Source organism: Hoylesella oralis ATCC 33269 (assembly GCF_000185145.2).
Lineage (GTDB): Bacteria > Bacteroidota > Bacteroidia > Bacteroidales > Bacteroidaceae > Prevotella > Prevotella phocaeensis.
The window spans coordinates 151083-171983 of sequence record NZ_GL833119.1 but is presented as its reverse complement, the minus strand read 5'-3'; the positions used below and the strand labels follow the sequence as shown (position 1 = coordinate 171983).

At 48.4% G+C, this 20901-nt stretch carries 21 protein-coding genes; 12 read left to right on the top strand and 9 right to left on the bottom strand.

Annotated features, from left to right (window positions below; all coding sequences use genetic code 11):
- Positions 1–85: 85 nt before the first annotated feature.
- The 6 genes from rseP to tsaB all read right to left on the bottom strand — a co-directional run bounded on the left by rseP (position 86) and on the right by tsaB (position 5840).
- Entirely contained in the window at positions 86–1483 is a 1398-nt protein-coding gene (rseP, locus tag HMPREF0663_RS03485; protein ID WP_004368800.1) for an RIP metalloprotease RseP, read from the bottom strand.
- 70 nt (positions 1484–1553) lie between these two features.
- Complete coding sequence (locus tag HMPREF0663_RS03480; protein WP_004368798.1) at positions 1554–2708, bottom strand: 1-deoxy-D-xylulose-5-phosphate reductoisomerase; 1155 nt, start codon at positions 2706–2708, stop codon at positions 1554–1556.
- 1 nt (position 2709) lies between these two features.
- A complete protein-coding gene (gene rimM, locus HMPREF0663_RS03475; RefSeq protein WP_004368797.1) occupies positions 2710–3234 on the bottom strand; it encodes a ribosome maturation factor RimM in 525 nt (174 codons plus the stop codon).
- Positions 3227–4537 (bottom strand): UDP-N-acetylglucosamine 1-carboxyvinyltransferase, encoded by a 1311-nt coding sequence (gene murA, locus HMPREF0663_RS03470; protein ID WP_004368796.1) that lies wholly within the window; start codon positions 4535–4537, stop codon positions 3227–3229. The genes rimM and murA overlap by 8 nt, the downstream gene beginning before the upstream one ends.
- Before the next feature lie 6 nt (positions 4538–4543).
- Positions 4544–5137 carry a DUF4290 domain-containing protein gene (locus HMPREF0663_RS03465; protein WP_004368795.1) on the bottom strand — a complete coding sequence of 198 codons (594 nt, stop codon included), beginning with the start codon at positions 5135–5137 and terminating at the stop codon, positions 4544–4546.
- 7 nt (positions 5138–5144) lie between these two features.
- Positions 5145–5840, bottom strand: a complete 696-nt coding sequence (tsaB, locus tag HMPREF0663_RS03460) for a tRNA (adenosine(37)-N6)-threonylcarbamoyltransferase complex dimerization subunit type 1 TsaB (protein WP_036859312.1) — start codon at positions 5838–5840, stop codon at positions 5145–5147.
- Between the two features lie 89 nt (positions 5841–5929).
- Between tsaB and HMPREF0663_RS03455 the strand changes: the two genes are divergently transcribed.
- The 4 genes from HMPREF0663_RS03455 to HMPREF0663_RS03440 all read left to right on the top strand — a co-directional run bounded on the left by HMPREF0663_RS03455 (position 5930) and on the right by HMPREF0663_RS03440 (position 9362).
- Positions 5930–6805, top strand: coding sequence for a YicC/YloC family endoribonuclease (locus HMPREF0663_RS03455; RefSeq protein WP_004368793.1), 876 nt, complete (start codon positions 5930–5932; stop codon positions 6803–6805).
- A gap of 93 nt (positions 6806–6898) precedes the next feature.
- Complete coding sequence (gene gmk / locus HMPREF0663_RS11635) at positions 6899–7939, top strand: guanylate kinase (RefSeq protein WP_004368792.1); 1041 nt, start codon at positions 6899–6901, stop codon at positions 7937–7939.
- A gap of 17 nt (positions 7940–7956) precedes the next feature.
- On the top strand, positions 7957–8562 hold the full coding sequence (gene nadD / locus HMPREF0663_RS03445; RefSeq protein ID WP_004368791.1) for a nicotinate (nicotinamide) nucleotide adenylyltransferase: 606 nt from the start codon (positions 7957–7959) through the stop codon (positions 8560–8562).
- A 92-nt stretch (positions 8563–8654) separates the two neighbouring features.
- Entirely contained in the window at positions 8655–9362 is a 708-nt protein-coding gene (locus HMPREF0663_RS03440; protein WP_004368790.1) for a porin family protein, read from the top strand.
- 45 nt (positions 9363–9407) lie between these two features.
- Here the strand turns inward: HMPREF0663_RS03440 and HMPREF0663_RS12250 are convergent, their stop codons facing one another.
- Positions 9408–9542 carry a hypothetical protein gene (locus tag HMPREF0663_RS12250; RefSeq protein WP_004368789.1) on the bottom strand — a complete coding sequence of 45 codons (135 nt, stop codon included), beginning with the start codon at positions 9540–9542 and terminating at the stop codon, positions 9408–9410.
- Positions 9543–9579: 37 nt separating this feature from the next.
- Between HMPREF0663_RS12250 and HMPREF0663_RS03435 the strand changes: the two genes are divergently transcribed.
- From HMPREF0663_RS03435 to HMPREF0663_RS03400, 8 genes are all read left to right on the top strand, one after another.
- Positions 9580–11496, top strand: a complete 1917-nt coding sequence (locus HMPREF0663_RS03435) for a phosphoethanolamine transferase (RefSeq protein WP_040560361.1) — start codon at positions 9580–9582, stop codon at positions 11494–11496.
- Positions 11497–11498: 2 nt separating this feature from the next.
- The gene (locus tag HMPREF0663_RS03430; protein ID WP_004368787.1) at positions 11499–12653 is read left to right on the top strand and encodes an acyltransferase family protein; all 1155 of its coding nucleotides are present in this window, start codon (positions 11499–11501) and stop codon (positions 12651–12653) included.
- A 54-nt stretch (positions 12654–12707) separates the two neighbouring features.
- Positions 12708–13709 (top strand): acyltransferase family protein, encoded by a 1002-nt coding sequence (locus tag HMPREF0663_RS03425; RefSeq protein WP_004368786.1) that lies wholly within the window; start codon positions 12708–12710, stop codon positions 13707–13709.
- Positions 13706–14584, top strand: coding sequence for a decaprenyl-phosphate phosphoribosyltransferase (locus HMPREF0663_RS03420; RefSeq protein ID WP_004368785.1), 879 nt, complete (start codon positions 13706–13708; stop codon positions 14582–14584). The genes HMPREF0663_RS03425 and HMPREF0663_RS03420 overlap by 4 nt, the downstream gene beginning before the upstream one ends.
- Complete coding sequence (locus tag HMPREF0663_RS03415; RefSeq protein WP_004368784.1) at positions 14581–15210, top strand: HAD family hydrolase; 630 nt, start codon at positions 14581–14583, stop codon at positions 15208–15210. The genes HMPREF0663_RS03420 and HMPREF0663_RS03415 overlap by 4 nt, the downstream gene beginning before the upstream one ends.
- Complete coding sequence (locus HMPREF0663_RS03410; RefSeq protein WP_040560231.1) at positions 15167–15571, top strand: GtrA family protein; 405 nt, start codon at positions 15167–15169, stop codon at positions 15569–15571. Before HMPREF0663_RS03415 ends, HMPREF0663_RS03410 begins: the two co-directional genes overlap by 44 nt.
- 193 nt (positions 15572–15764) lie before the next feature.
- Complete coding sequence (locus tag HMPREF0663_RS03405; RefSeq protein ID WP_016665364.1) at positions 15765–17186, top strand: DUF6080 domain-containing protein; 1422 nt, start codon at positions 15765–15767, stop codon at positions 17184–17186.
- A gap of 15 nt (positions 17187–17201) precedes the next feature.
- On the top strand, positions 17202–18545 hold the full coding sequence (locus HMPREF0663_RS03400; RefSeq protein ID WP_016665363.1) for a DUF6080 domain-containing protein: 1344 nt from the start codon (positions 17202–17204) through the stop codon (positions 18543–18545).
- A 16-nt stretch (positions 18546–18561) separates the two neighbouring features.
- Here HMPREF0663_RS03400 and HMPREF0663_RS03395 read toward each other — a convergent pair whose 3' ends face one another.
- The gene (locus HMPREF0663_RS03395; RefSeq protein ID WP_004368780.1) at positions 18562–19572 is read right to left on the bottom strand and encodes an acyltransferase family protein; all 1011 of its coding nucleotides are present in this window, start codon (positions 19570–19572) and stop codon (positions 18562–18564) included.
- 29 nt (positions 19573–19601) lie between these two features.
- Positions 19602–20627: a hypothetical protein gene (locus HMPREF0663_RS03390; protein ID WP_004368779.1), complete on the bottom strand. Its 1026-nt coding sequence runs from the start codon at positions 20625–20627 to the stop codon at positions 19602–19604.
- Positions 20628–20901: the final 274 nt, after the last annotated feature.

Genomic DNA, 20901 nt, shown 5'->3' with positions numbered 1-20901 from the left:
CGCGGTTGGCAAGGGTGTACGAAAAATCGCAGAAATCCTGCGTGACTTCTGCGATCGTTGTTATCGTGTAGTGATGAAATTCGCGCTATTGCATGAGGCCGAAAAAGCGAAGCACGTCGTTCAGATTGGCTATAATCATGAGCAATATCAGTATGCCGAAGCCGGCATATTCGGCACGTATCATGAACGTTTCGCTCGGTTTGCGCCGCGTAACCATCTCATAAAGCAAGAAAAGTACATGGCCTCCGTCGAGTGCAGGTATGGGTAAGATGTTCATGAAGGCAAGGATAATGCTCAAAAATGCCGTCATCAGCCAGAACATGTGCCAATCCCATGTGGGCGGGAAGAGGCTTCCGATGGAGCCGAACCCGCCGAGCGACTTGGCTCCGTCGGCCGTAAACACGTAACGAAGGTCGCTTACGTAACCGCCAAGTACGTTGATTCCGTATTTGATACCTGCGGGAAAGCTCTCGAAGAAGCCATAACTAACGGAGACAGGCTTATAGTAATCGGCAAGATTAGACTTGTCTACGCCGAGCTTCAGGTCGGGTGTAAGCGCGAAACGTGCCCTGTATATCGCCTTGTTATCGCCTTTGTGCACGAACAGAAGGCTGGTTTGTCGTATCTTCATGCTGTCTTCGTGCGTCTTGGCAGCCGTCATCTGGTCTTTCAGCCGGCTCATCTCGTCGGAAAATTCGTTCCATGTATTCATCTTCTTTCCGTTGAACGCGATAATTCGGTCGCCCTTCTTCATACCGATACGTGCGGCAGGTGTGCCCGCTGCAACGCTGTCTATGTCGGCCGGAATATACGGACTGGCGAACACAGGCGTGGTCTTCAGCATGCCCAAAAGGTTCAGATTGCCCGGCATATCGATGGTTACAGTCTTGCCGTTGCGTAGCACTCGCGCCTGTTTGGCGGCGCTCAAATCGCGGTACACATCGGCATTAAGGCCTCTGAAGTCGCCCTTATCGGTACCTAAGAGAATGTCGTGATCTTGAAATCCGATGGCTTTAGCCTCGCTGTTGAACCGCATTCCCATCGACATATCCTTCATGGGAATGTATTCTTCGCCCCAGTGAAAGAGCACCATCGAATAAATTAAGAGGGCTAAAAGGAAGTTTACGAGCACTCCGCCTATCATGATAAGCAGCCTTTGCCATGTGGGATGCGACCGAAACTCCCACGGTTGTGCGGGCTTTTTCATCTGTTCGGTGTCGAAACTCTCGTCGATCATGCCCGATATCTTACAGTAACCGCCCAGCGGGAGCCACCCCATACCGTAGGTAGTGTTACTGTTTTTCGGCTTGAAACTGAACAAACTTCCGTTCCATTTGCCTATTCCGGCATCGAAAAAGATAAAGAATTTCTCTACTCTTACGCCGAAGAGTTTAGCGAAAAACATATGTCCGCCCTCGTGGAGCAGTACCAAAAGCGAAATTGCCAGTATGAACTGTAGCAATCGGATTAAAAATATTTCCATGTCGTTTGATGGGATTAAGAGTGAAGAAACAACGAAGAACGCCGGTTCTGCGGTTCGTTTCTTCCGTAAATTACTTGTTCATTAATTCTGTAGCTATGCGCCGTGCTTCCGCATCGGTCTGTATGTAAGTGTCGTAGTCGGGACTCCTGTCGAACGTAGCCCGCTGCATTGTTTGTTCTATAACGTCGCCTATGCCGAGAAAAGAGCACTTCCCGTGGCGGAAACCTTCGTTTACAATCTCGTTGGCAGCATTGACTATGCAGGGCATGTTGCCCCCCTGTCGGATAGATTCGAAGGCAAGAGCGAGGCATTTGAACTTGTTTAAGTCGGGTTCGAAGAACTCCAACGGCTGCTTGAACAGGTCTAAACGATCGCCGTTCAGCGGGAGTCGTTTCGGAAAAGAGAATGCATATTGTATCGGGAGGCGCATATCAGGTACGCCGAGTTGTGCCTTTACGGCTCCATCAGCAAACTGAACGGCGCTGTGAACGATGCTTTGAGGGTGCACAAGTACCTGTATTTTCTCCGATGGAACGCCGAAGAGCCACTTCGCTTCGATTACTTCAAAGCCCTTGTTCATCATGGATGACGAGTCTATAGTAATCTTCGAACCCATTTCCCACGTAGGATGTTTAAGGGCATCTGCCGCGGTTACGGTTTTCATTTGTTCCAAAGAATGGTTGCGGAACGGCCCTCCGGAGGCGGTGAGCAGTATCTTTTCGATCGTATTATCGCCCTCTCCGACGATTGATTGGAATATTGCACTGTGCTCAGAGTCTACGGGCAGTATCGGTACATGGTATTCCTGCGCCAAGGAACAGATAAGTTCGCCGGCCACAACCAGCGTTTCTTTGTTGGCAAGACATATCTTCTTGCGGGCTTTGATGGCATGTATAGTGGGCGAAAGTCCCGCAAAACCGACCATAGCAGTAAGCACCATGTCTATCGGACCGGCCTCTACAATCTGGTCGAGTGCCTCTTTACCGGCGTATATCTTAATATCTGTGAGGTCTTCGAGCAACGTGCAAAGCTCCTTGTAGTGCGCTTCGTTGGCGATAACCACGGCAGCCGGCCGGAATTTGCGTGCCTGTTTGGCGAGCTCTTTCACGCGGTTGTTGGCCGTAAGGCAATAGACTTCGTAAAGATCAGGGTGCTGATCGATGACGTCGAGTGCCTGTGTACCGATCGAACCGGTAGAGCCTAAAATGCATATCTGTTGTTTCATTTTATTCTAAGTCTAAGATGCCGTCCGGCAGTTTCATTCTTATTTCCCGCTTACTCGTATCGATTTCTTCTATAAAATCTTCGTTGGCGGGGATGAGGATGGTACGCCCGTCGGCGACGTTTACCTCGAAGAGAACGTTCAGAGTGGTATCATCTATGCGACAGACAGTACCTATAGGCTTGTCAGATATGGCATCTATGAGCCTTAGACCGTGCATCTGTGCCCATGATACGGTACTTCTATCAGCATCGGCCTGTGCTCTCGGGAAATACACATCGTGCCCCGTGAGCTCTTTGGCCTGCTCTTGAGTGTCGATATCGCAAAATTTTATGAATGCTGTTTCGTTGCTGCGAAACCGGTATTCCTCCATATAGAACGGTATCAGGATACCTTCAATTTCGATAATAAGATATTCTGCGTTCGTTCGGTCGAACGCATCGTCGTTGAATATGAAACTGATTTCTCCCTTCACCCCGTGGGGTTTGCCCAGTTTCCCTATCTTGTAAACGTCTTCTTGTTTAATCATTCACGCGTTTGATTTTCGCTCCAAGGGCGTTGAGTCGCTTTTCGATGTCTTCATATCCGCGGTCTATCTGCGCTATATTGGCAATGCGGCTGGTTCCGTTGGCACTCAAAGCGGCGATAAGCAGTGCAATTCCGGCACGTATATCGGGACTTGTCATGTGCCCGGCGTGCAGTCTGAGCTTATGATCATGGCCTACTACCACCGCTCGATGCGGATCGCAAAGGATGATTTGTGCCCCCATATCGATGAGTTTATCTACGAAGAACAGCCTACTTTCGAACATCTTCTGGTGGAAGAGGACGCTTCCGCGGGCTTGGGTGGCCACTACAAGCAACACAGACAGTAGGTCTGGCGTGAGTCCGGGCCACGGAGCATCCGCCAAGGTCATGATGGTACCGTCGATAAACGATTCGATTTGGTAGTGCGGTTGGTGCGGAATCCACAGGTCGTCGCCCTCTATATCGATCTTAACCCCAAGTTTTTTGAAGGCTTCAGGTATCATGCCGAGGTTTTTCACCGATACATCTTTAATCCTGATACCATTGCCTGTCATGGCTGCCATGCCGATGAAAGAGCCCACTTCTATCATGTCGGGCAAAACAGAGTGCCTTGCTCCGTGCAGTTCTTTTACCCCTTCGATGGTCAACAGATTGGATGCAATGCCGCTGATGTTGGCACCCATCGCGTTCAGAAGTCGACACAGTTGCTGTATATAGGGTTCGCAAGCCGCGTTGTATATCGTTGTGGTGCCCTTGGCAAGCACGGCCGCCATAATTATATTGGCCGTTCCTGTGACCGAGGCCTCATCGATAAGCATGTAACATCCTTTGAGTTGCTTGGCTTCAATATGGTAAATGTTGCGTTCTTCGTTACGAATAAACTTGGCGCCCAGCCTTTTAAAGCCGAGAAAGTGGGTGTCTAAGCGGCGTCTACCTATCTTATCGCCGCCCGGTTTGGCAATGGTAGCCTTGCCGAAACGGCCGAGTAACGGGCCTATCATCAGCACACTGCCTCGCAATGACGAGCATTTTTTAACGAAATCGTCGCTTTGTAAGTAGTCTAAATGCAGATTATCCGCTTGGAAAGTGTAGTTGTTACGCGAATTGCGTGTAACCTTTACACCTGTTTCTTGCAGCAGTTTAATGAGGTTGTTTACGTCTAAAATGTCGGGAATGTTATCGATCGTCACCTCTTCCTGCGTCAACAACGACGCACAGATAACCTCCAGAGCCTCGTTCTTAGCACCTTGCGGGGTGATCGTACCGCTTAAATAGTGCCCGCCTTCTATAATAAAAGACTCCATAGGCGCTTATTTCTTCTTGCGTTTCTTCTCGGTTTCTTTCACATTTACCTTATCAAATTGAAAGGTATCGAGGTCTAATTGCACCTTTCCGTCGGTAAAACGTGCGAGATCGGAGGCCACTTTTTCATCGTCGGACGAGCCATGACTCCACTGTACAAGGTTGCGTTTCATCTGATTGGCGGTTACTCTGATGAGCTCGTCACGCTCTTCTCCCGCATCCATGTGCTTGAGTTGTTCGAAGAGTTCGAACAACATATTGCCGTAATGCCTTACGGGTATGTTCTGCATAGGGTACTTCAAAGGCTCCGGTTTCGTATCTATTTCCTTGGCTTGAGATACGTCATACGGGTAGTCTATATCCAATTTAAAGTCGCTCATAATGGCAAGATGATCCCATAGCTTTTGCATGTAATCTTCGTTCTCGCGGTTTTGAGGGAACATACGATCCATTATTTGCACGATTGCCTCGGCGCATTTCTGGCGTTCTTCGCGGTCTGTAAGCGCCACGGCATAGTCGACCATGTTTTGTATTTCGCGCCCGTATTCCGGCAAGATGAGCCTTTCGCGCTTGGTATTATAGTCTAATCCTTCTATCTTCATATCTATATTAGAGTAATTTCTTGGGTGTTTTGGCCACGAAGTCTTTCAGGTAAAACGGCACAAAGTATGCAACATCTTCGAATACACCTTGTGCCATGCGCTTTTCGGCCAATGGTAACATGTTCTTGGCCAGCGGTTCTATGTCTTTTATGAAGTGTGCATTCTTGTGACGAATGGTGCCGGTACACTTGTCGGCACCGTTGCCGAAGAAATAAACAGGATATTTATCGAGCAGTTCTTTATAAGAGGTGTCGTCTACGATGTCGGCATGTATCGGACGTATTTCTTTGAGCGAACGATCGAAGAACTGCGCATAAACTTCCATACGTCGTGCATCGAGCATCGGACAAAGCAGTGCATTGCCTTCTTCTCCGGTCATTTCATGCAGCAAAACGGGCACGCATAGCAACTCTAAAGTGGGCACCGCGATGAGTTTCACGTTGCGTCCGTAGCAGATACCCTTAGCCATACTTACGCCTATACGTAGGCCTGTGTACGATCCGGGGCCACAACTAACGGCCACGGCATCGAGGGGTATGGCATGATTATCGACGAACGAAAGAGCCTGATCGACGAATATACCGAGCTTAACAGCATGGTTCGGCCCGCTATGATCTTCTTCATTGAAGATACATTCGCCATCGTTACTTACGGCAACCGAGCACACATCCGTACTTGTTTCTATGTTCAATATGCACGACATAATACAAATATATACTAAATAAGGTGCAAATTTACGCTTTTTTTCCCGCAAATTGATTACTTTTGCATAAATTTAACTTGCAATATACGATGATACAATCAATGACAGGTTATGGCAAGGCGGTCGTAACTTATAAGGAGAAGAAGATTAATGTAGAGGTGAAATCATTGAATAGCAAGGCGCTTGACTTGTCTACACGTATTGCCCCGCTCTATCGGGAGAAGGAAATGGAGATGCGACAGATGATAGCTAAGGCGCTCGAACGTGGGAAAGTAGACTTCTCTATATGGGTAGAGAAAGACGAATTCGTGGCTGCTACCCCCATCAATACGGCACTTGTAGACAATTACTACCGGCAGATAAAAAACATAGTTGCCGTTTCGGGCATACCCGAACCGCAAGACTGGTTTGCCACTTTGCTGCATCTGCCCGACGTAACCACACGTACCGAAGAAGAAACGCTTACCGAAGAAGAATGGAAAGCAGCGCGCCAAGCCATCGAAGAGGCCATTGCCAATCTTGTTGCTTTCCGCAAACAGGAAGGCGAGGCATTACATAAAAAGTTCACAGAGAAGATAGATAACATCGCTATATTGCTTTCCAGCATCGAAACTTACGAGAAATTGCGCGTCGAGAAGATACGTGCAAGGATCGTAGAGGGACTGAATCAGCTCCCCGGAGTGGATTACGATAAGAATCGTTTGGAACAAGAACTGATCTATTATATAGAGAAATTAGACATTAGCGAGGAGAAACAACGCCTTTCGAACCACCTGAAATATTTCACGGAGACAATGAACGAGGCCCGTCCCAATGGCAAGAAGCTGGGCTTCATCGCACAAGAAATGGGGCGAGAGATCAACACTACCGGCTCTAAAAGTAACCTTGCAGAGATGCAGAACATCGTCGTAAAGATGAAAGACGAACTGGAACAGATCAAAGAACAGGTGCTGAATGTGCTGTAGGTACCTCCCCCTTCCCCTCCAAAGGAGGGGTGTGCCTTACGGGGGATGGGCATATAGGGTTGAAAGCCATTGCTTTTATTTTTAATTTTACGAATGCCTGATAATAATAATAAATTTAATTATGAAACTTCTCCTGCCATTTCGTATGGAATATTACGTAGGAATGCCAGAAGTAATCGGCGTTATTCCACGCAAGCAGAGAGCATATTGTGGCAATGTTTGCGTGGTAAAGCCTTGGGATGTCGCTTTCGCAGACAACATCCTATTGGCGAATATATCCCCGACTTTGTCTGTCTATCGAAGAAACTTGTCGTAGAAATCGACGGTAGATATCATTTTATCGGCACTCAACCGTTGAGAGATGAGGAACGCACGCATTATCTTGAAACGCAAGGTTTTCGCGTTATCCGGTTTACCAATGAAGAAGTGGTGGCAAATATTGATTATGTACTTTCAAAAATCAGAGAAACTATGAACGAAGAATATCCTATATATGATAACAAAAAAGAGGCTTTAACCCCGTTAGCCCCCCCCCTCCTTCGGAGGGGAAGGGGGAGGTTAATCATCTTTTCCGCACCGTCCGGCACAGGAAAGAGTACTATCATCAATTGGCTGATGGCAGAACATCCGGAACTGAACCTTGCGTTTTCCATCTCTTGTACCAGCAGACAACCGCGCGGAATGGAGAAAGACGGGGTTGAGTACTTCTTTGTATCGCCCGAAGAGTTTCGGCGTAGGATCGCTAACGATGAGTTCTTGGAGTACGAGGAGGTATATCGCGACCGCTTCTACGGTACGTTGAAGGCGCAAGTAGACCACCAGTTGGAGGCCGGACAGAACGTTGTGTTCGACTTAGACGTAAAGGGCGGATGCAACGTGAAGAAATTCTATGGCGATAGGGCATTGAGTATATTCATACAACCGCCGTCGGTCGAAGAACTCAGACGGCGGCTCGAAGGGCGTGCCACCGATGCTCCGGAGGTGATAGACGACCGTATCGCCCGTGCTTCTTATGAGCTTTTGTTCGCTCGGAAGTTCGATAAAATCGTGATAAACGATGATCTTGAGCAAGCCAAACGCGATACATTGGCGCTTGTCGAGGCATTCCTGAACGCCGAAAAAGATAAATCATAAACAAACAAAAGCAGCGTATGTCGAAACGGGTGGGCATATACGGCGGTTCTTTCAACCCCATTCATAACGGTCACATCGCCTTGGCGAAGCAGTTGCTCCGTGCGTGCAGGCTCGACGAAGTGTGGTTCGTGGTGTCTCCGCAGAACCCTTTTAAGCAATCGTCCGAACTGCTCGCCGACGATAAACGGCTGCAGTTGGTGCGCTTGGCGCTCGAAGAAGAGCCGAAACTCACGGCATGCGACTACGAATTTCATCTGCCCAAACCCTCGTACATGTGGCATACGCTGCAGTCGATGCGTAGGGATATGCCCGATACAACCTTTGTTTTGCTCATCGGAGCAGACAATTGGCAGGCTTTTCCGCACTGGTTCAGGCACGAAGACATTATTCGTAATTTCGATATCGTTATCTATCCCCGCAAACAATCACCGGTGGAAGAGGCGCTGTTGCCTCCGCGCGTGCACCTTGTACATGCCGAACTCTACGATTTGAGCAGCACGATGATAAGGCAACGCGTAAGGTGCGGCGAGTCTATAGACGGTCTTGTGCCGCCCTGCATAGCCCCCCTTGTAAAGGCATACTATGCAAATGCCGAGCGAAAACCGCATGGCGAGCAGCCGTAACCGACAGTTTTTTTAACGCGCAACGTTTCAGTTATTCCGCTCGCATTCTGTATCTTTGTTTGCTATATGGCTTAAAATAAAGATAAAATGGTATGAAACGCTTTTCCTTTGTATTGCTTTTGAGTGCCGTAGTGCTTACTTGCGCAGCACAGAAACACCCTATGTGGACGATACGTGTGGGATATGGAATATCCGATTGGATACATTCCGACAGCGACGGTGTGCCCTCTTTGCAGATCGGGGGCACGGTGGAAATCCCGCTATCGCGTACGTTCGGGTTCCAAACAGGGCTGTCGTATATGGACAAGGGGGCTCTGTGGACTGTTGAAAACGGCGCGCCCGACGGAACTGCAGTCCGCTTTCGTATGCGCTTGCATGGGGTGTATGCACCTCTTTTCCTTACCTATCACATCCCTATGGGCGATGCCGAAAACCATTACGGCTTTGTTTCTTCGCTCATAACCCTAAAACTCGGTCCCTACGTAGGTTACGGATTGGGCGGACGTTTGAAGAAGAGTGCAGCAGGAGAGTGGCAGCCTGTGAACGGTAACCCTTACAGCCGTTCTTACAATTACAATAACCTGTCTCTGCAAGCTCCCGATGGTACGGCTGCTTATCTGGGCAAACTGAACCGATGCGAGGCAGGTGTAGCTGCAGGAGTAGATGTCGTTGCTTTCGGTATAATAAATGTTTCGCTGGAAGGGGGCATAGGTCTTACGCCGCTGACCACGCATTGGGGCGGTCGTAGTGCCAAGAGTTACTTTGTTCAGGGTGCGCTTTGTGTGCCATTGCCCTTATAGTCTGTCGTCGATAGAGCGTAGGGATAAGCAGCATAGACGATGTATCTATGCAGCATAGGTATGCCGCCTGTCGCCGACAGGGACGTCTTGTCCGCGGCGAACACCGTTATGGCGGTGCATACAGAAGCAATTTCCGTCGCCGATAGAGCTTAATTTTTTACGTTTTTTTGCAGGTGTCATTTTCTTATTGTATCTTTGTCCGTGAATGACAGAGAGAATGAATATTTTAAGCATTCTGGGCAAATTTCTCGGCAAGGTTTTCCATCCGGTACGCGTGAATGCGGCGTTTTTCGTATTCATGTACGTGTTGGGAGTGCTTTGTGCATGGCTTACGTTGCCGCAAAGCAAGGGAGCCGAGCTGTACGGAAACCTCTATTTAGAGCTGTTTCTCGACATCTATCTGGTTTGTTTGGTGCTTTCAGCGCTGCCCGAACGCCTGCGCAAGTGGGTTCGAAGGTTGCTCTATGCCTTGTTCTATGCCGTTGCGGTGGCAGATGTTTACTGCTTTGTAAAGTTCGAATCTACGCTTACACCCACGATGTTGTTGCTTGTAGGCGAGACGAACGGGCGCGAAGCCGGCGAATTTCTGCGTTCCTATCTGTCTTTCGATGTGCTTTTCAGCGCCGTAGGGTGGCTGTTCCTGCTCATCGCATTGCACATTATTTTCGCTTGCAGGCATCGCTTAGAACGCTTGCTGCCGCCTGCCGTCGACAGCGTTCGGGCGGAATACGGCCGACGGTTCAGGGCTTCCGTTCGTTCGACAAGTCCGTATATAGGTTTTGCATGTGCGGTGTTGCTCGTGTGGAGCGCTGTTTCGAGCTGTCATAATAAGCTTGCAACGTGGAAACTTATGACGTCTTCTACTATCGGGAGTGTGGAACATGTGCTCACGGAGCGCGATCATGCTGTGCTATACACGCCCATCATGCGCCTTGTGTTCAGTCTTTATGCCAATTCTTTGGCGTCGGAACAGATTGAAAAACTCGTGGCTGCTACCGACAAAGTGCGGGTAGACAGCTGTTCTTTTACTTCGCCGAACATCGTGTTGATTATCGGCGAGAGCTACGGCAAGCATCATTCGCAGCAATATGGCTACTTCATGCCTACCACGCCCCGCCAGATCGAGCGCGAAAGAACCGGCTTACTCGTGAAATACACCGATGTGGTGTCGCCGTGGAACCTAACGAGTTTCGTCTTTAAAAATCTGTTTTCCATGCATGTAGTGGGGCAACAAGGCGAATGGTGCGACTATCCGTTGTTCACAGAACTGTTTCGTAAGGCCGGTTATCATGTCACTTTTATCACCAATCAGTTCCTTCCGCAGGCTAAAGAGGCCGTGTACGACTTCAGCGGAGGCTTCTTCTTGAACAATCCGAAGCTAAGTGCAGCGCAGTTCGATACGCGCAATACCGAACTTCACCAGTACGACGAGGCGCTCATTACCGACTATGAACAGATGATAAAAGACGGTCGTGTGAAGGTCGACAATACCGGAGACGCCTATCGCCCTGTGCGTTCGAATGCTGTGCCGGCAGCAAATACGCAGCATAGAAACCTGATTATATTCCACTTGATGGGGCAGCATGTGGCCTATAAACTACGGAGTCCGAAAGACAGGAAGCACTTCAAGGGCGACGATTATAACGACCTACGTCCGGAATTGAATGCAAAACAGAGGCGTATGCTTGCCGAATACGACAACGCGGTGCTGTATAATGACTCGATAGTCGACCGTATTTGCAGTCTTTTCGAGCATAAAGATGCCGTCGTGATCTATGTTCCGGACCACGGAGAAGAGTGCTTCGAGGGCACAAGGAATTTTATCTGTCGCAACCATTCAGCCGAGATAGACTACGATCTTGCACGGTATGAGTTCGAAATACCGTTCTGGATATGGTGTTCTCATGGCTATGCAGTGAAGCATCCCGAAATATATAAGGAAATCGTACAGGCAAAAGACCGCCCTTTGATGACAGATGCGTTGGCGCATACGCTGCTGTATCTTGCCGGCATATCGGCACCCGATTACCGCGAGGAGTATAATGTTCTTTCGACAAAGTATGATGAGAAACGCCCCAGAATATTGAAAGGTGTGGCCGATTACGATAAGCTAAGGCCTGCAAAAGATAAGTAAAGATGAACGATCAGGTACATAAAGCCTCGGAAGAGAATAGTTCTTGCGCTGTAAAAGCATGCGGAAACGAGCTTCTTTCGCGCACTCAATGCAACCTATTGCGTGGGGTTGCCATCCTCGGAATATTCCTCCATAACTATTGCCACTGGCTTAATCCGGTGGTAAAGGAGAACGAATACACCTTTACACGGTATAATGTGGAGCGGTTTACGCAGGTAATGTTGCATCCGGACGTGCTGTTTCCCCTGCATGTGTTGTCGTTCTTCGGTCATTACGGCGTGCCTGTATTCTTGTTTTTGAGTGCGTATGGGTTGGTCAGGAAGTACGAAAGCGGTTCTTCAATCTCCTCTCAAGGGGTAACAGAGTCTCGCCTTGCCGTCTTTAGCGGGGCAGGTGAAGGCCTGAACTTCATCGTTTCTCACTTCTTAAAGCTATTTAAAATGATGCTTATAGGCTTCGTTTTATTCACGATAGTAGATGCTCTTACGCCCCCGTCCTTTCATTATAAGTTCGTTAACATCATAGCCCAACTGGGTATGTTCAACAATCTGTTGCCCGATCCCGACCGTATTATCTGGCCCGGACCTTACTGGTTCTTCGGATTGATGCTGCAACTATATGTGGTATATCGACTTCTGATGTACCGCAGGCATTGGTCTGTCACCGTTATGCTTATTGTCTGTTGCTGGCTCGTGCAGGCTTTTTGCGATCCGGAAGGTGAAACTATCAACCGTATACGGTACAACTTCGTGGGCGGAATGCTGCCTTTTGGGGCGGGATACCTATATGCCCGCTTCGGTAGAGAGTGCTCCAAGCCTGCCTATGCTGCCGTGTTGTTATTATCGATCGGGGCGGTTGTTGCTTTTAGTTATAACTTCCAAGCGTGGTTCTTCGTACCTTTATTTGTGTGTTTCGGCTGTGTAGCGGCAGTAAAACTACTGCCCGATCGCGGTACGGCGGTCTCGTGGCTGGCATGGATGGGCAGCCTGTCGGCGGCGCTCTTTGTGTGTCATCCCGTTATCCGCAAGATATTCATCCCTTACAGCCGTAGGGGAGATGTTTATACCGGCCTGCTTTTGTATGTTATAGCATCCATTGCCGTGGCATGGGCGGTACGCGAATTGATGAAACGCATACCAGATACGCGCCTTAAATAAATACTGGAGGCGGCACGGGCGGTACATATACCACGAACAGACAATAGAAAGACGATGAAAATACCGAACATAGAACTGGCAAATATCAGCCGTTATCGCGGGGAATTGATGGGGGCTGCCATGCTTTTCATTATCCTCTTCCACGTCGGTCTCGACCGTTCAGATCCTTTCTTCGGGCTGCGTAGGTGCGGTAATGTGGGGGTAGATATGTTTCTCTTCCTTAGTGGAGTGGGCTTATGGTTCTCGTGGACGAAGACTCCCTCATTGAAACATTTCTTCAAGAGCCGCTACCTACGGGTGTATCCCGCATGGTTTATCATCGCTTGTCTGTACTACATACCCGATTATCTGCATGGGGGAGGGCACAGCACAAGCCTTGTCGACCTCATCGGAGATATCACTTTCAACTGGGACTTCTGGCTTCATAACGAGCTAACCTTTTGGTATGTGCCTGCCATTATGATGCTCTATACCTTCGCGCCTGCCTATATGAAGCTCATACAGCATCATCCTATGTACCGTTGGTTGCCGCTTGTCATGGTTATATGGTGCGTGATGGTGGAATGGGTGGTACCCCTACACCGCGTAGTTGGCCATTTAGAGATATTCTGGAGCCGTGTTCCCATCTTTTTCATTGGCATCAACATGGGACAGATGGTAAAAGAAAAGCGACAACTTGATGGACAATCCGTGTGGATGCTTATGGTTATCTGGCTTTTGACCTTCGGTACATGCCTCTATCTCGAGCAATTTAGGCACGGTAGTTTCCCCCTCTTCGTGGAACGGATGCTATACATACCGTTCACAATTACCAGTATACTGCTGTTGAACCGCATATTCAGGCGCACTCCGAAGAACTTCAACCGCTTTTGCAAGTTCATCGGAACCGTGAGTCTTGAGGCATATCTCATCCATATACACTTCGTATTAGACTATTTAGAAGCCTATCGACTGGGCTATTGGGTAACGTTTGCGGTTACCGTAGCTATCACCTTGCCCTTGTCGTGGGCACTTCATGCACTGATAGGAAGCATTGTCAAGAGAATTAAAAGATGAAAGCAATTGTAAAACTCATACGTCCTCAGCAGTGGATAAAGAACTTCTTCGTGCTGATTCCGTTATTTTTTGGCGGCGAATTGCTTAACGCTACGTCTGTCGTCCGCGGTGTGATTGCCACTTTGGCCTTCTGTTTTGCGGCATCGTCTATCTATTGTTTCAACGATATATACGATGCGGAGGCCGACCGCCGGCACCCTGTAAAGCGCCTACGCCCCATTGCTTCGGGCGCTATAAGTATCGTGCAGGCCTACATGCTCATGGGCCTGATGCTGCTGCTCTGCATGTTTATGCTCTTGCTGTTGCCCGAAAAGCGTCTCGAAACGGGCGTGGTAATCTTGTTTTACTACGTACTCAACCTTGCTTATTGCATGCGTTTGAAACAATATGCCATATTGGATGTGTGCATAGTGGCGCTGGGTTTCGTGCTTAGAATATTCGTCGGAGGCATCGCCACGGGTGTTGTACTCAGCAAATGGATCGTGCTCATGACCTTTTTGCTTACCCTCTTCCTCAGCTTTGCCAAGCGGAGAGACGACGTAGTGCGTATGAACGACACCGGCGAAGCGCCCCGCAAGAACACCATCCGCTACAACCTGACGTTCATCAACCAAGCCATTACCATTGCTGCATCGGTCACGCTTGTGTGCTACATCATGTACACGGTGTCGCCGGAGGTGGTAGAACGTTTCCATACCGATAAGCTCTATCTCACGAGCGTGTTCGTTCTACTCGGATTATTGCGCTATATTCAGCTCGCCGTAGTAGACAAACGAAGCGGCGATCCCACCAAGGTAATGCTCAAAGACCTGTTCATTCAGCTCATCGTATTGTTCTGGTGTCTGTCGTTCTTCATCATTATATATTGCTTATGAGGTGCAGGAAGGTCTATTCTTTCGACTTTGACGGTACGCTGACCTATAGCGATACGCTCATCGGTTTTATTGCCTATGCCAAAGGCACGGTGCGTTTCGCGGCGGGATTTCTGCTTTGTAGTCCGTTTCTTGTGGCTATGAAACTCGGTTTCATACCTAATTATAAGGTGAAACAGCGGGTGTTTGCTCGCTTTTTCAAGGGCATGCGTCTGGCAGATTTCGATGCCCTGTGCCGGTCGTTTGCCGAGCATCGCGGTCGTATCTTGCGCCCGCAGGCCATACAAGCGGTGAACCGAGCGTTGGCAGACGGGGCGGAAGTGCTCATTGTAAGCGCCAGTATCGACAATTGGGTGAAATGTTTCGTGCCCTATTTCGGCACGAACGATGAAGACAGACAACGTATTTCGGTGCTCGGAACGCAGGTAGAAACCGACCGAAACGGGCTGCTTACCGGCCGTTTCGCTACCAAGAATTGCTACGGTGCGGAAAAGGTAAGGCGCATAGAGGCACACTGCGGCGACCGTACAACCTATGAATTGACCGCTTATGGCGACAGCTGTGGCGATAAGGAGATGCTTGCGTATGCGGATAAGGGATATTTTAAGCCGTTCAGGCAGAGGGCATAACGACCGCTTGGCCGAGGTGTTGCGCTTCGGCATAGTGGGTGTGGCGGCCGTACTCATACAGTATGGCGCGTATCTGATTATTGTTCAGTGGCTTTCGCCCACCGTGGCAAACACGATAGCATACGCACTCAGCTTCGTTTTCAATTACGTTGCGTCCACACGTTTCACGTTCCGAGTGAAGTCGAACGTAACTCATGGCGCCGGTTTTGCCCTCTCTCATGCGGTGAATTACCTGCTCCAAACGCTGCTGCTCAATCTGTTTATCTTCTTTGGAATGAGCAAACAACTCGCCATGATACCCATGTTTGCCGTGTGTGTTCCCGTGAACTTCGTGCTTGTTCGTTATTTCTTGAAACGATAAACCATAACTCTAAGCCCCTTAGAATGCCTGTTTAACAACCGTAGGGAGGCATCCTGTCTGTACTGTTCGTAAAGGCCGTCAACGACGACGTTTGCGAATGTCCTCTCTAAATGGTCTTTATCTTCCTGCGAAAACGTATTTATTTAATGTTTTTTTATTACTTTTGCACAATCTAACAAATTGGTATAGTGGAGTGAAACCTATATTCGATATCTTTCGTATCCGTCGTGAAGAACGCATGGGCACAGTGTTTATGCTGTTTGTTTTGACCTTGTTCAATGCTCTTGTCGTCTATAAATACTATGAACTTTTTACGCCTATCCGGAATACTTATTGGCCGTTGTTCATACGCAATTTCCATGTGTCGGGCTTCGATCCTATTACTTATGCCGTCGTAAGCGACTGGTCGGCCGGATATAACGTGTACAGGCATCCGTTGCTTGCCTTTTATATGTACGTTCCCTATCTGCTCAATCAGGCGCTGATGTGGCTTACAGGTATCAACTGTGCCGTGTTTATCGTTGCTGCCATACAGATATTCTGCGCTTTGTATGCCTTCGTATTCTTCTTTCGCATCATGCGCGAGATCGTTGGATTGGCATGCCGAGAGGCTTTGTTGCTCTCTTTTTTCTTCTTCTCTTTTGCCTATGTCATGCTTTCGGCAATGGTTCCCGACCATTTCATCATCTCTATGATGCTCTTGCTTGTCACTCTTTACATATCCGGACGCCGTATGAAGAGCAGACAGGTGTTTAAGATATGGCAGAGTTTTCTATATTTCATGCTCGTTGCAGGTATCTCGTTGAACAACGGAATAAAGGTTTTTCTGTCGGTACTTTTCGTAAATCGCCGTCGTTTCTTTAGGCCCAAGTATCTGTTTCTGGCAGTGATATTGCCGGCAGCTCTACTGTGGAGCTTCAGCAAATGGGAATATGCCACGCTTGTATGGCCTACGGAAGTGGCATGCCATGCCGCTAAAGCGAAGAAAAGGGCTGAGGATAAGGAAAAAGAAGTTGCCATGCAGCAACGAAAGACGGTACGCTTGCGGCCGGCGGACACAGCAATCGGGTGCCCCGAACCGGCCGGAAAACAGATACAGAAGATAAACAGACAGGAGAAAAGTGTGCCGATTGGCAATGACGGGTTTATGAGTTGGACCGACATTTCCACATCTCGAATGGCGTCGGCAGTAGAGAATTTGTTCGGCGAATCTATACAGTTGCACCGCAATTACCTGCTTGAAGACGGGCTTCACAGCAGGCCTATGATCGTTAAATACCGGTGGGTGTTGAGTTATGTGGTAGAAGCAGTGGTTCTGTTGCTGTTCGTCATGGGCGTTTGGTGTGGCAGGCGAAGCCGCTTTCTATGGCTTGTATTGTCGTATTTCGGGCTTGATATGCTGTTACACATGGGCTTGGGATTTGGGCTGAACGAGGTGTATATCATGGCGGCCCATTGGATTTATGCCATCCCGATAGCCGTTGCGTACCTATTGATTGCTGCGAACGGCGCTTACAGGCGCATGCTGTTGGGGCTGTTGACAGTACTTACGGCGTATCTGTGGATATACAACGGCACGCTGATATCGGCCTATCTGATGGGCTATAATTGCTAAACGTTCAAGATGAAGATGCGGAATATCTTTCGAATAAGGCGCGAAGAAGCACTTCCTTCGCTTGTTGCAATGGTCGTGTTTATAGCTCTGAACGCACTGCTTGCATACAAATATTTCGGACTCTTTACGCGGGCAAAGAACGTAGGCTTTTGGTCTTTGTTCTTTAAAAACTTCCATGTAAGCGGTTACGATGCCTATTCGTACATCGAACTTTCTAATGCTGCTTCATATTACGAGACCACCCGTCATCCGTTGTTGTACTCTTTACTCTATCCATTCTATCTGTTTAACGATTTTCTGATGGCACAATACGGCGTTAATTTCGCCATGTTCCTTATGATGGCATTACTTGTAATGTGCGCATTTTATACATTCGTTTTTCTTCTTCGTACGTTTCGTGAGGTCGTAGAGTTATCTTTAACCGATTCGCTTATATTGTGCGTTCTTTTTTTCTCGTTCGCCCATATCATGTTGACCGTACTTGTACCCGACCATTTTGGCCTTTCACTGTTCTTACTCAGCACGACTTTGTATCTTACAGGTTGCTATCTGAAGCAGCAGAAGGTATTCAGATGGTGGCAAACCGCACTGCTTTTTGCGCTTACAGCCGGTGTTACGTTGACCAATGGGCTAAAGACACTCCTCGCAGCATGGTTTGTCAACGGTCGAAGAGTGTTCTCCTTGCGGTTCGCTTTGCCGGTTGTAGCAGTGCCGCTAATACTGCTTTTCGCTGTTGAGCGCTATCAATACCGCGAGATTGTGGTACCTCAAAACGAGAAAAGCAGGCAGATCGGCGAAGATAAAGCGAAGACCGATGCGGCTTTCCGTGCCGAAACAGCACGGCATAATGTATGGGTGGAGCAGCATAACGGTAAGGGATTAGACTCCGAGGTGTTACTCCTACAATGGATGGATCTCTCTACGTCGCGCATAGAGACTGTGATCGAGAACCTTTTCGGTGAGTCGTTGCAGCTTCATCAAGACCATCTGCTCGAGGATGTGCAGATAAGCAGGCCTGTTTTCGTATCGTACCGTCACCCCTTTCGCTATGCGGTAGAGGCCTTAGTGGTACTGCTTTTCGTTGCCGGGCTATGGTGCGGACGGCGCGAAAAGTTACTTCTGCTTTGCTTAAGTTGGTTTGCTGTGGATATGATAATGCACATCGGTTTCGGCTTTGCTATCAATGAAGTGTATATAATGGCTGCCAATTGGTTGTTTATCGTGCCGCTGTCGGTGGCATATCTGTTGAAACGACTGCCGGTGCATTATGCCTACGGTCTGCGTGTTTTGCTTGTTTGTCTGGCCGTTTACCTATGGATATATAACGGAGGTCTGCTGGTTGGGTACATGATTCGGTAAGCATATCGGAAACAGTTCAGCCGAACAGCAGTTTATAGGCGCCCGTTTTCCTTATACATACGGCCGATATCCACGATACGGAGAAGGCGACAAGGAAGATTGCCGGCGCTCCCCAATAGCCCCATGCGGTAAGGGTATCGGCGACGCATGCGTATCTGATGGCGAACCAAATGAGGATATGATGCAGAACGTAGATAGCCATACTGTTGTCGGCAATGTTTTTTACGGCGGGTAGGAGCGTCTTGTTGCAGGACTTCGTTGCGAATACGGAGAGCATAAGTAGCACCAGTATTGCCGATGAAAACATGTTGATGCCCACCTTGATGCCGAGGACGATGCAGGCAGAGATAATACCTATCGCCGACAGACTGTAGATGTAGCGGGCATAGAGAGGCTGCCTGTCGAGCATAGACCGTAGGTTTTCTTTCGCCGTAAGCATACCCAAATAGAATAAGGGCATGAAGTAAAGCGCCTGTTTCAGTATGGGCGGCGGGAATATGCCGTATGTGCGCAGCGCTTTGGATAGGGCGAAAAAGGCGACGAGTGCTGCGAGCAACAGCGTTTCTTGCACTGTCGAAGCCCGAAACCACAGGCGTTTGGTAAGTGCAAACACGGTGAACACGACCGCCAGCATGGGCAGGAACCAAAGATGGGCAGCCCCGTTAAGGAGCGTGCCCGGACCGTATTGGTCGGGCATGAGCACGATCTGCGCCGCTCCCCATATAATATAAGGTACGAGAAGTCGTCTGTATTTCTTCAACAGAAAGGTCTTGGTGTCGGCATATCTGTCCTTGAAATAAAGAAAATAGGCATAGAGATAGCCCGATATGATGATGAAAGAAGCCAGTCCGATAGTAGAACAAAGTGTGGCGCAATAACCGTATGCGGGTATTCCCACGGCACTGTGAATGCGCCAACTGCCCTCTCCGGTGGCGTAAAAGGCAAAGCTATGGCCCAATACAATGAGCACTGTGGCGAGCGCTCTTGTACGTGTAATCTCGATAAGATTGTTTTCTTTAGTCTGCAAACTGTTCGTATTTCGGTGGTGTTCAGGGATTAATCGAAACGTGAACGGCCAGTCATTATGCGTAATCTGTTACCTATGGCAGAGACGATGCGCCTGAAGTTGCCGTGTAAAAGGTTGAGCCAAAGCTCTTCGAACGATCGCCCGATCTTGATCCACGGGTGCCCCCACGCCATAATCTTGAACATACGTTTCTTGTATTCCACATTTTCGATAACGTAACGCGGATGCTTCAGCGGAAACGAAAGCTCGTGGCGTTTCATTGTGAAGATACGTCTGATGGCGCGAGGCAGGTCGTCATTGCTTCCTGAAAGGTGCACTCCTTCGCCCGTGGCGCCTGCATTATTGATGAGATTTGCACGGGGTACGATGCTTAACCCCGAGTTGAAGAAGATCGTGGCATGCAGAATAGTCTCGTAATATGCCTTGCCTAACGACCGATGATACTCGCAGAAGCGGATGAAATCCTGCTGAAATCTGCGCTCTTTGATAAGCTCTTGGAGCTGATGACGGTTGAACTGATCGTCTAAGAAGGTATAGTTTTCGTCGCCAGAGTCGATAACTCTCTTCCATGAAGCCCATCCGCTGATGCTGAATGCGGTAGTAAAAAAGTAGTCGTAAGGCATATCTTTCGTTACTTCATCGTAGTTGAAACCGCAGATCATGCTGATTCTTTCATCGTTTTCGTACTTGTCTAACAATTCTTTGCAGAACGGAAAGAACGATTGGGAGGGCACATCGTCGTCTTCGAGCACAATACATTTGTCTACATGAGAGAATGCCCATTTCTGCGACATGTACTCTGAAGGATCGCAACCATAGTTTTTTTCTTGGTATAGTCGGTGCACTTCGCAGTCCCAGTCGATATCTTCGACGATTTTCCGACAGGCTTCTATGCCTGCCATATCGTGTTCTCCGCGCGGTCCGTCTTGATAAAGAAACAGCTTGCTCGGGCGTGCTATCTTGATTTCATCGAATACGTCTTGCAGTTGTTTGGGGCGGTTAAAGAATAAAATCAGTACCGCTACATCGGTTTTATAGGGCTTTTGGGTTGTCATATTCTATGTTATATACTTTTTTGATAGCGTTTGTTTCGTAAAGAAACGACATGTCTTCGGCATTAAGAATATTTGTTCAGATGGTTTGAAAGCATGACATTCGACTGCAAAGATACACGAAACGCGTTAAAAAACAAAGCATATTCTGCAAAATAAAGTATGTACTTCTTTGCATATTACTTGCTCGTATCAGGGAAATGAGCTATATTTGCAAGGCGTGAATGCCCGATTTTACTCATTCGGTCGAGTAAAATTGCACAAAGAAGAAATACGA

Coding starts and splice junctions, on each gene's coding strand:
- rimM (WP_004368797.1), bottom strand. CDS start 3,234: ATGATTAAACAAGAAGACGTTTACAAGATAGGGAAACTGGGCAAACCC.
- HMPREF0663_RS03430 (WP_004368787.1), top strand. CDS start 11,499: ATGAACGATCAGGTACATAAAGCCTCGGAAGAGAATAGTTCTTGCGCT.
- murA (WP_004368796.1), bottom strand. CDS start 4,537: ATGGAGTCTTTTATTATAGAAGGCGGGCACTATTTAAGCGGTACGATC.
- rseP (WP_004368800.1), bottom strand. CDS start 1,483: ATGGAAATATTTTTAATCCGATTGCTACAGTTCATACTGGCAATTTCG.
- HMPREF0663_RS12250 (WP_004368789.1), bottom strand. CDS start 9,542: ATGACACCTGCAAAAAAACGTAAAAAATTAAGCTCTATCGGCGACGGA.
- HMPREF0663_RS03425 (WP_004368786.1), top strand. CDS start 12,708: ATGAAAATACCGAACATAGAACTGGCAAATATCAGCCGTTATCGCGGG.
- HMPREF0663_RS03440 (WP_004368790.1), top strand. CDS start 8,655: ATGAAACGCTTTTCCTTTGTATTGCTTTTGAGTGCCGTAGTGCTTACT.
- HMPREF0663_RS03415 (WP_004368784.1), top strand. CDS start 14,581: ATGAGGTGCAGGAAGGTCTATTCTTTCGACTTTGACGGTACGCTGACC.
- tsaB (WP_036859312.1), bottom strand. CDS start 5,840: ATGTCGTGCATATTGAACATAGAAACAAGTACGGATGTGTGCTCGGTT.
- HMPREF0663_RS03410 (WP_040560231.1), top strand. CDS start 15,167: ATGCGGATAAGGGATATTTTAAGCCGTTCAGGCAGAGGGCATAACGAC.
- HMPREF0663_RS03400 (WP_016665363.1), top strand. CDS start 17,202: ATGCGGAATATCTTTCGAATAAGGCGCGAAGAAGCACTTCCTTCGCTT.
- HMPREF0663_RS03390 (WP_004368779.1), bottom strand. CDS start 20,627: ATGACAACCCAAAAGCCCTATAAAACCGATGTAGCGGTACTGATTTTA.
- nadD (WP_004368791.1), top strand. CDS start 7,957: ATGTCGAAACGGGTGGGCATATACGGCGGTTCTTTCAACCCCATTCAT.
- HMPREF0663_RS03480 (WP_004368798.1), bottom strand. CDS start 2,708: ATGAAACAACAGATATGCATTTTAGGCTCTACCGGTTCGATCGGTACA.
- HMPREF0663_RS03465 (WP_004368795.1), bottom strand. CDS start 5,137: ATGAAGATAGAAGGATTAGACTATAATACCAAGCGCGAAAGGCTCATC.
- HMPREF0663_RS03455 (WP_004368793.1), top strand. CDS start 5,930: ATGATACAATCAATGACAGGTTATGGCAAGGCGGTCGTAACTTATAAG.
- gmk (WP_004368792.1), top strand. CDS start 6,899: ATGCCTGATAATAATAATAAATTTAATTATGAAACTTCTCCTGCCATT.
- HMPREF0663_RS03420 (WP_004368785.1), top strand. CDS start 13,706: ATGAAAGCAATTGTAAAACTCATACGTCCTCAGCAGTGGATAAAGAAC.
- HMPREF0663_RS03435 (WP_040560361.1), top strand. CDS start 9,580: ATGAATATTTTAAGCATTCTGGGCAAATTTCTCGGCAAGGTTTTCCAT.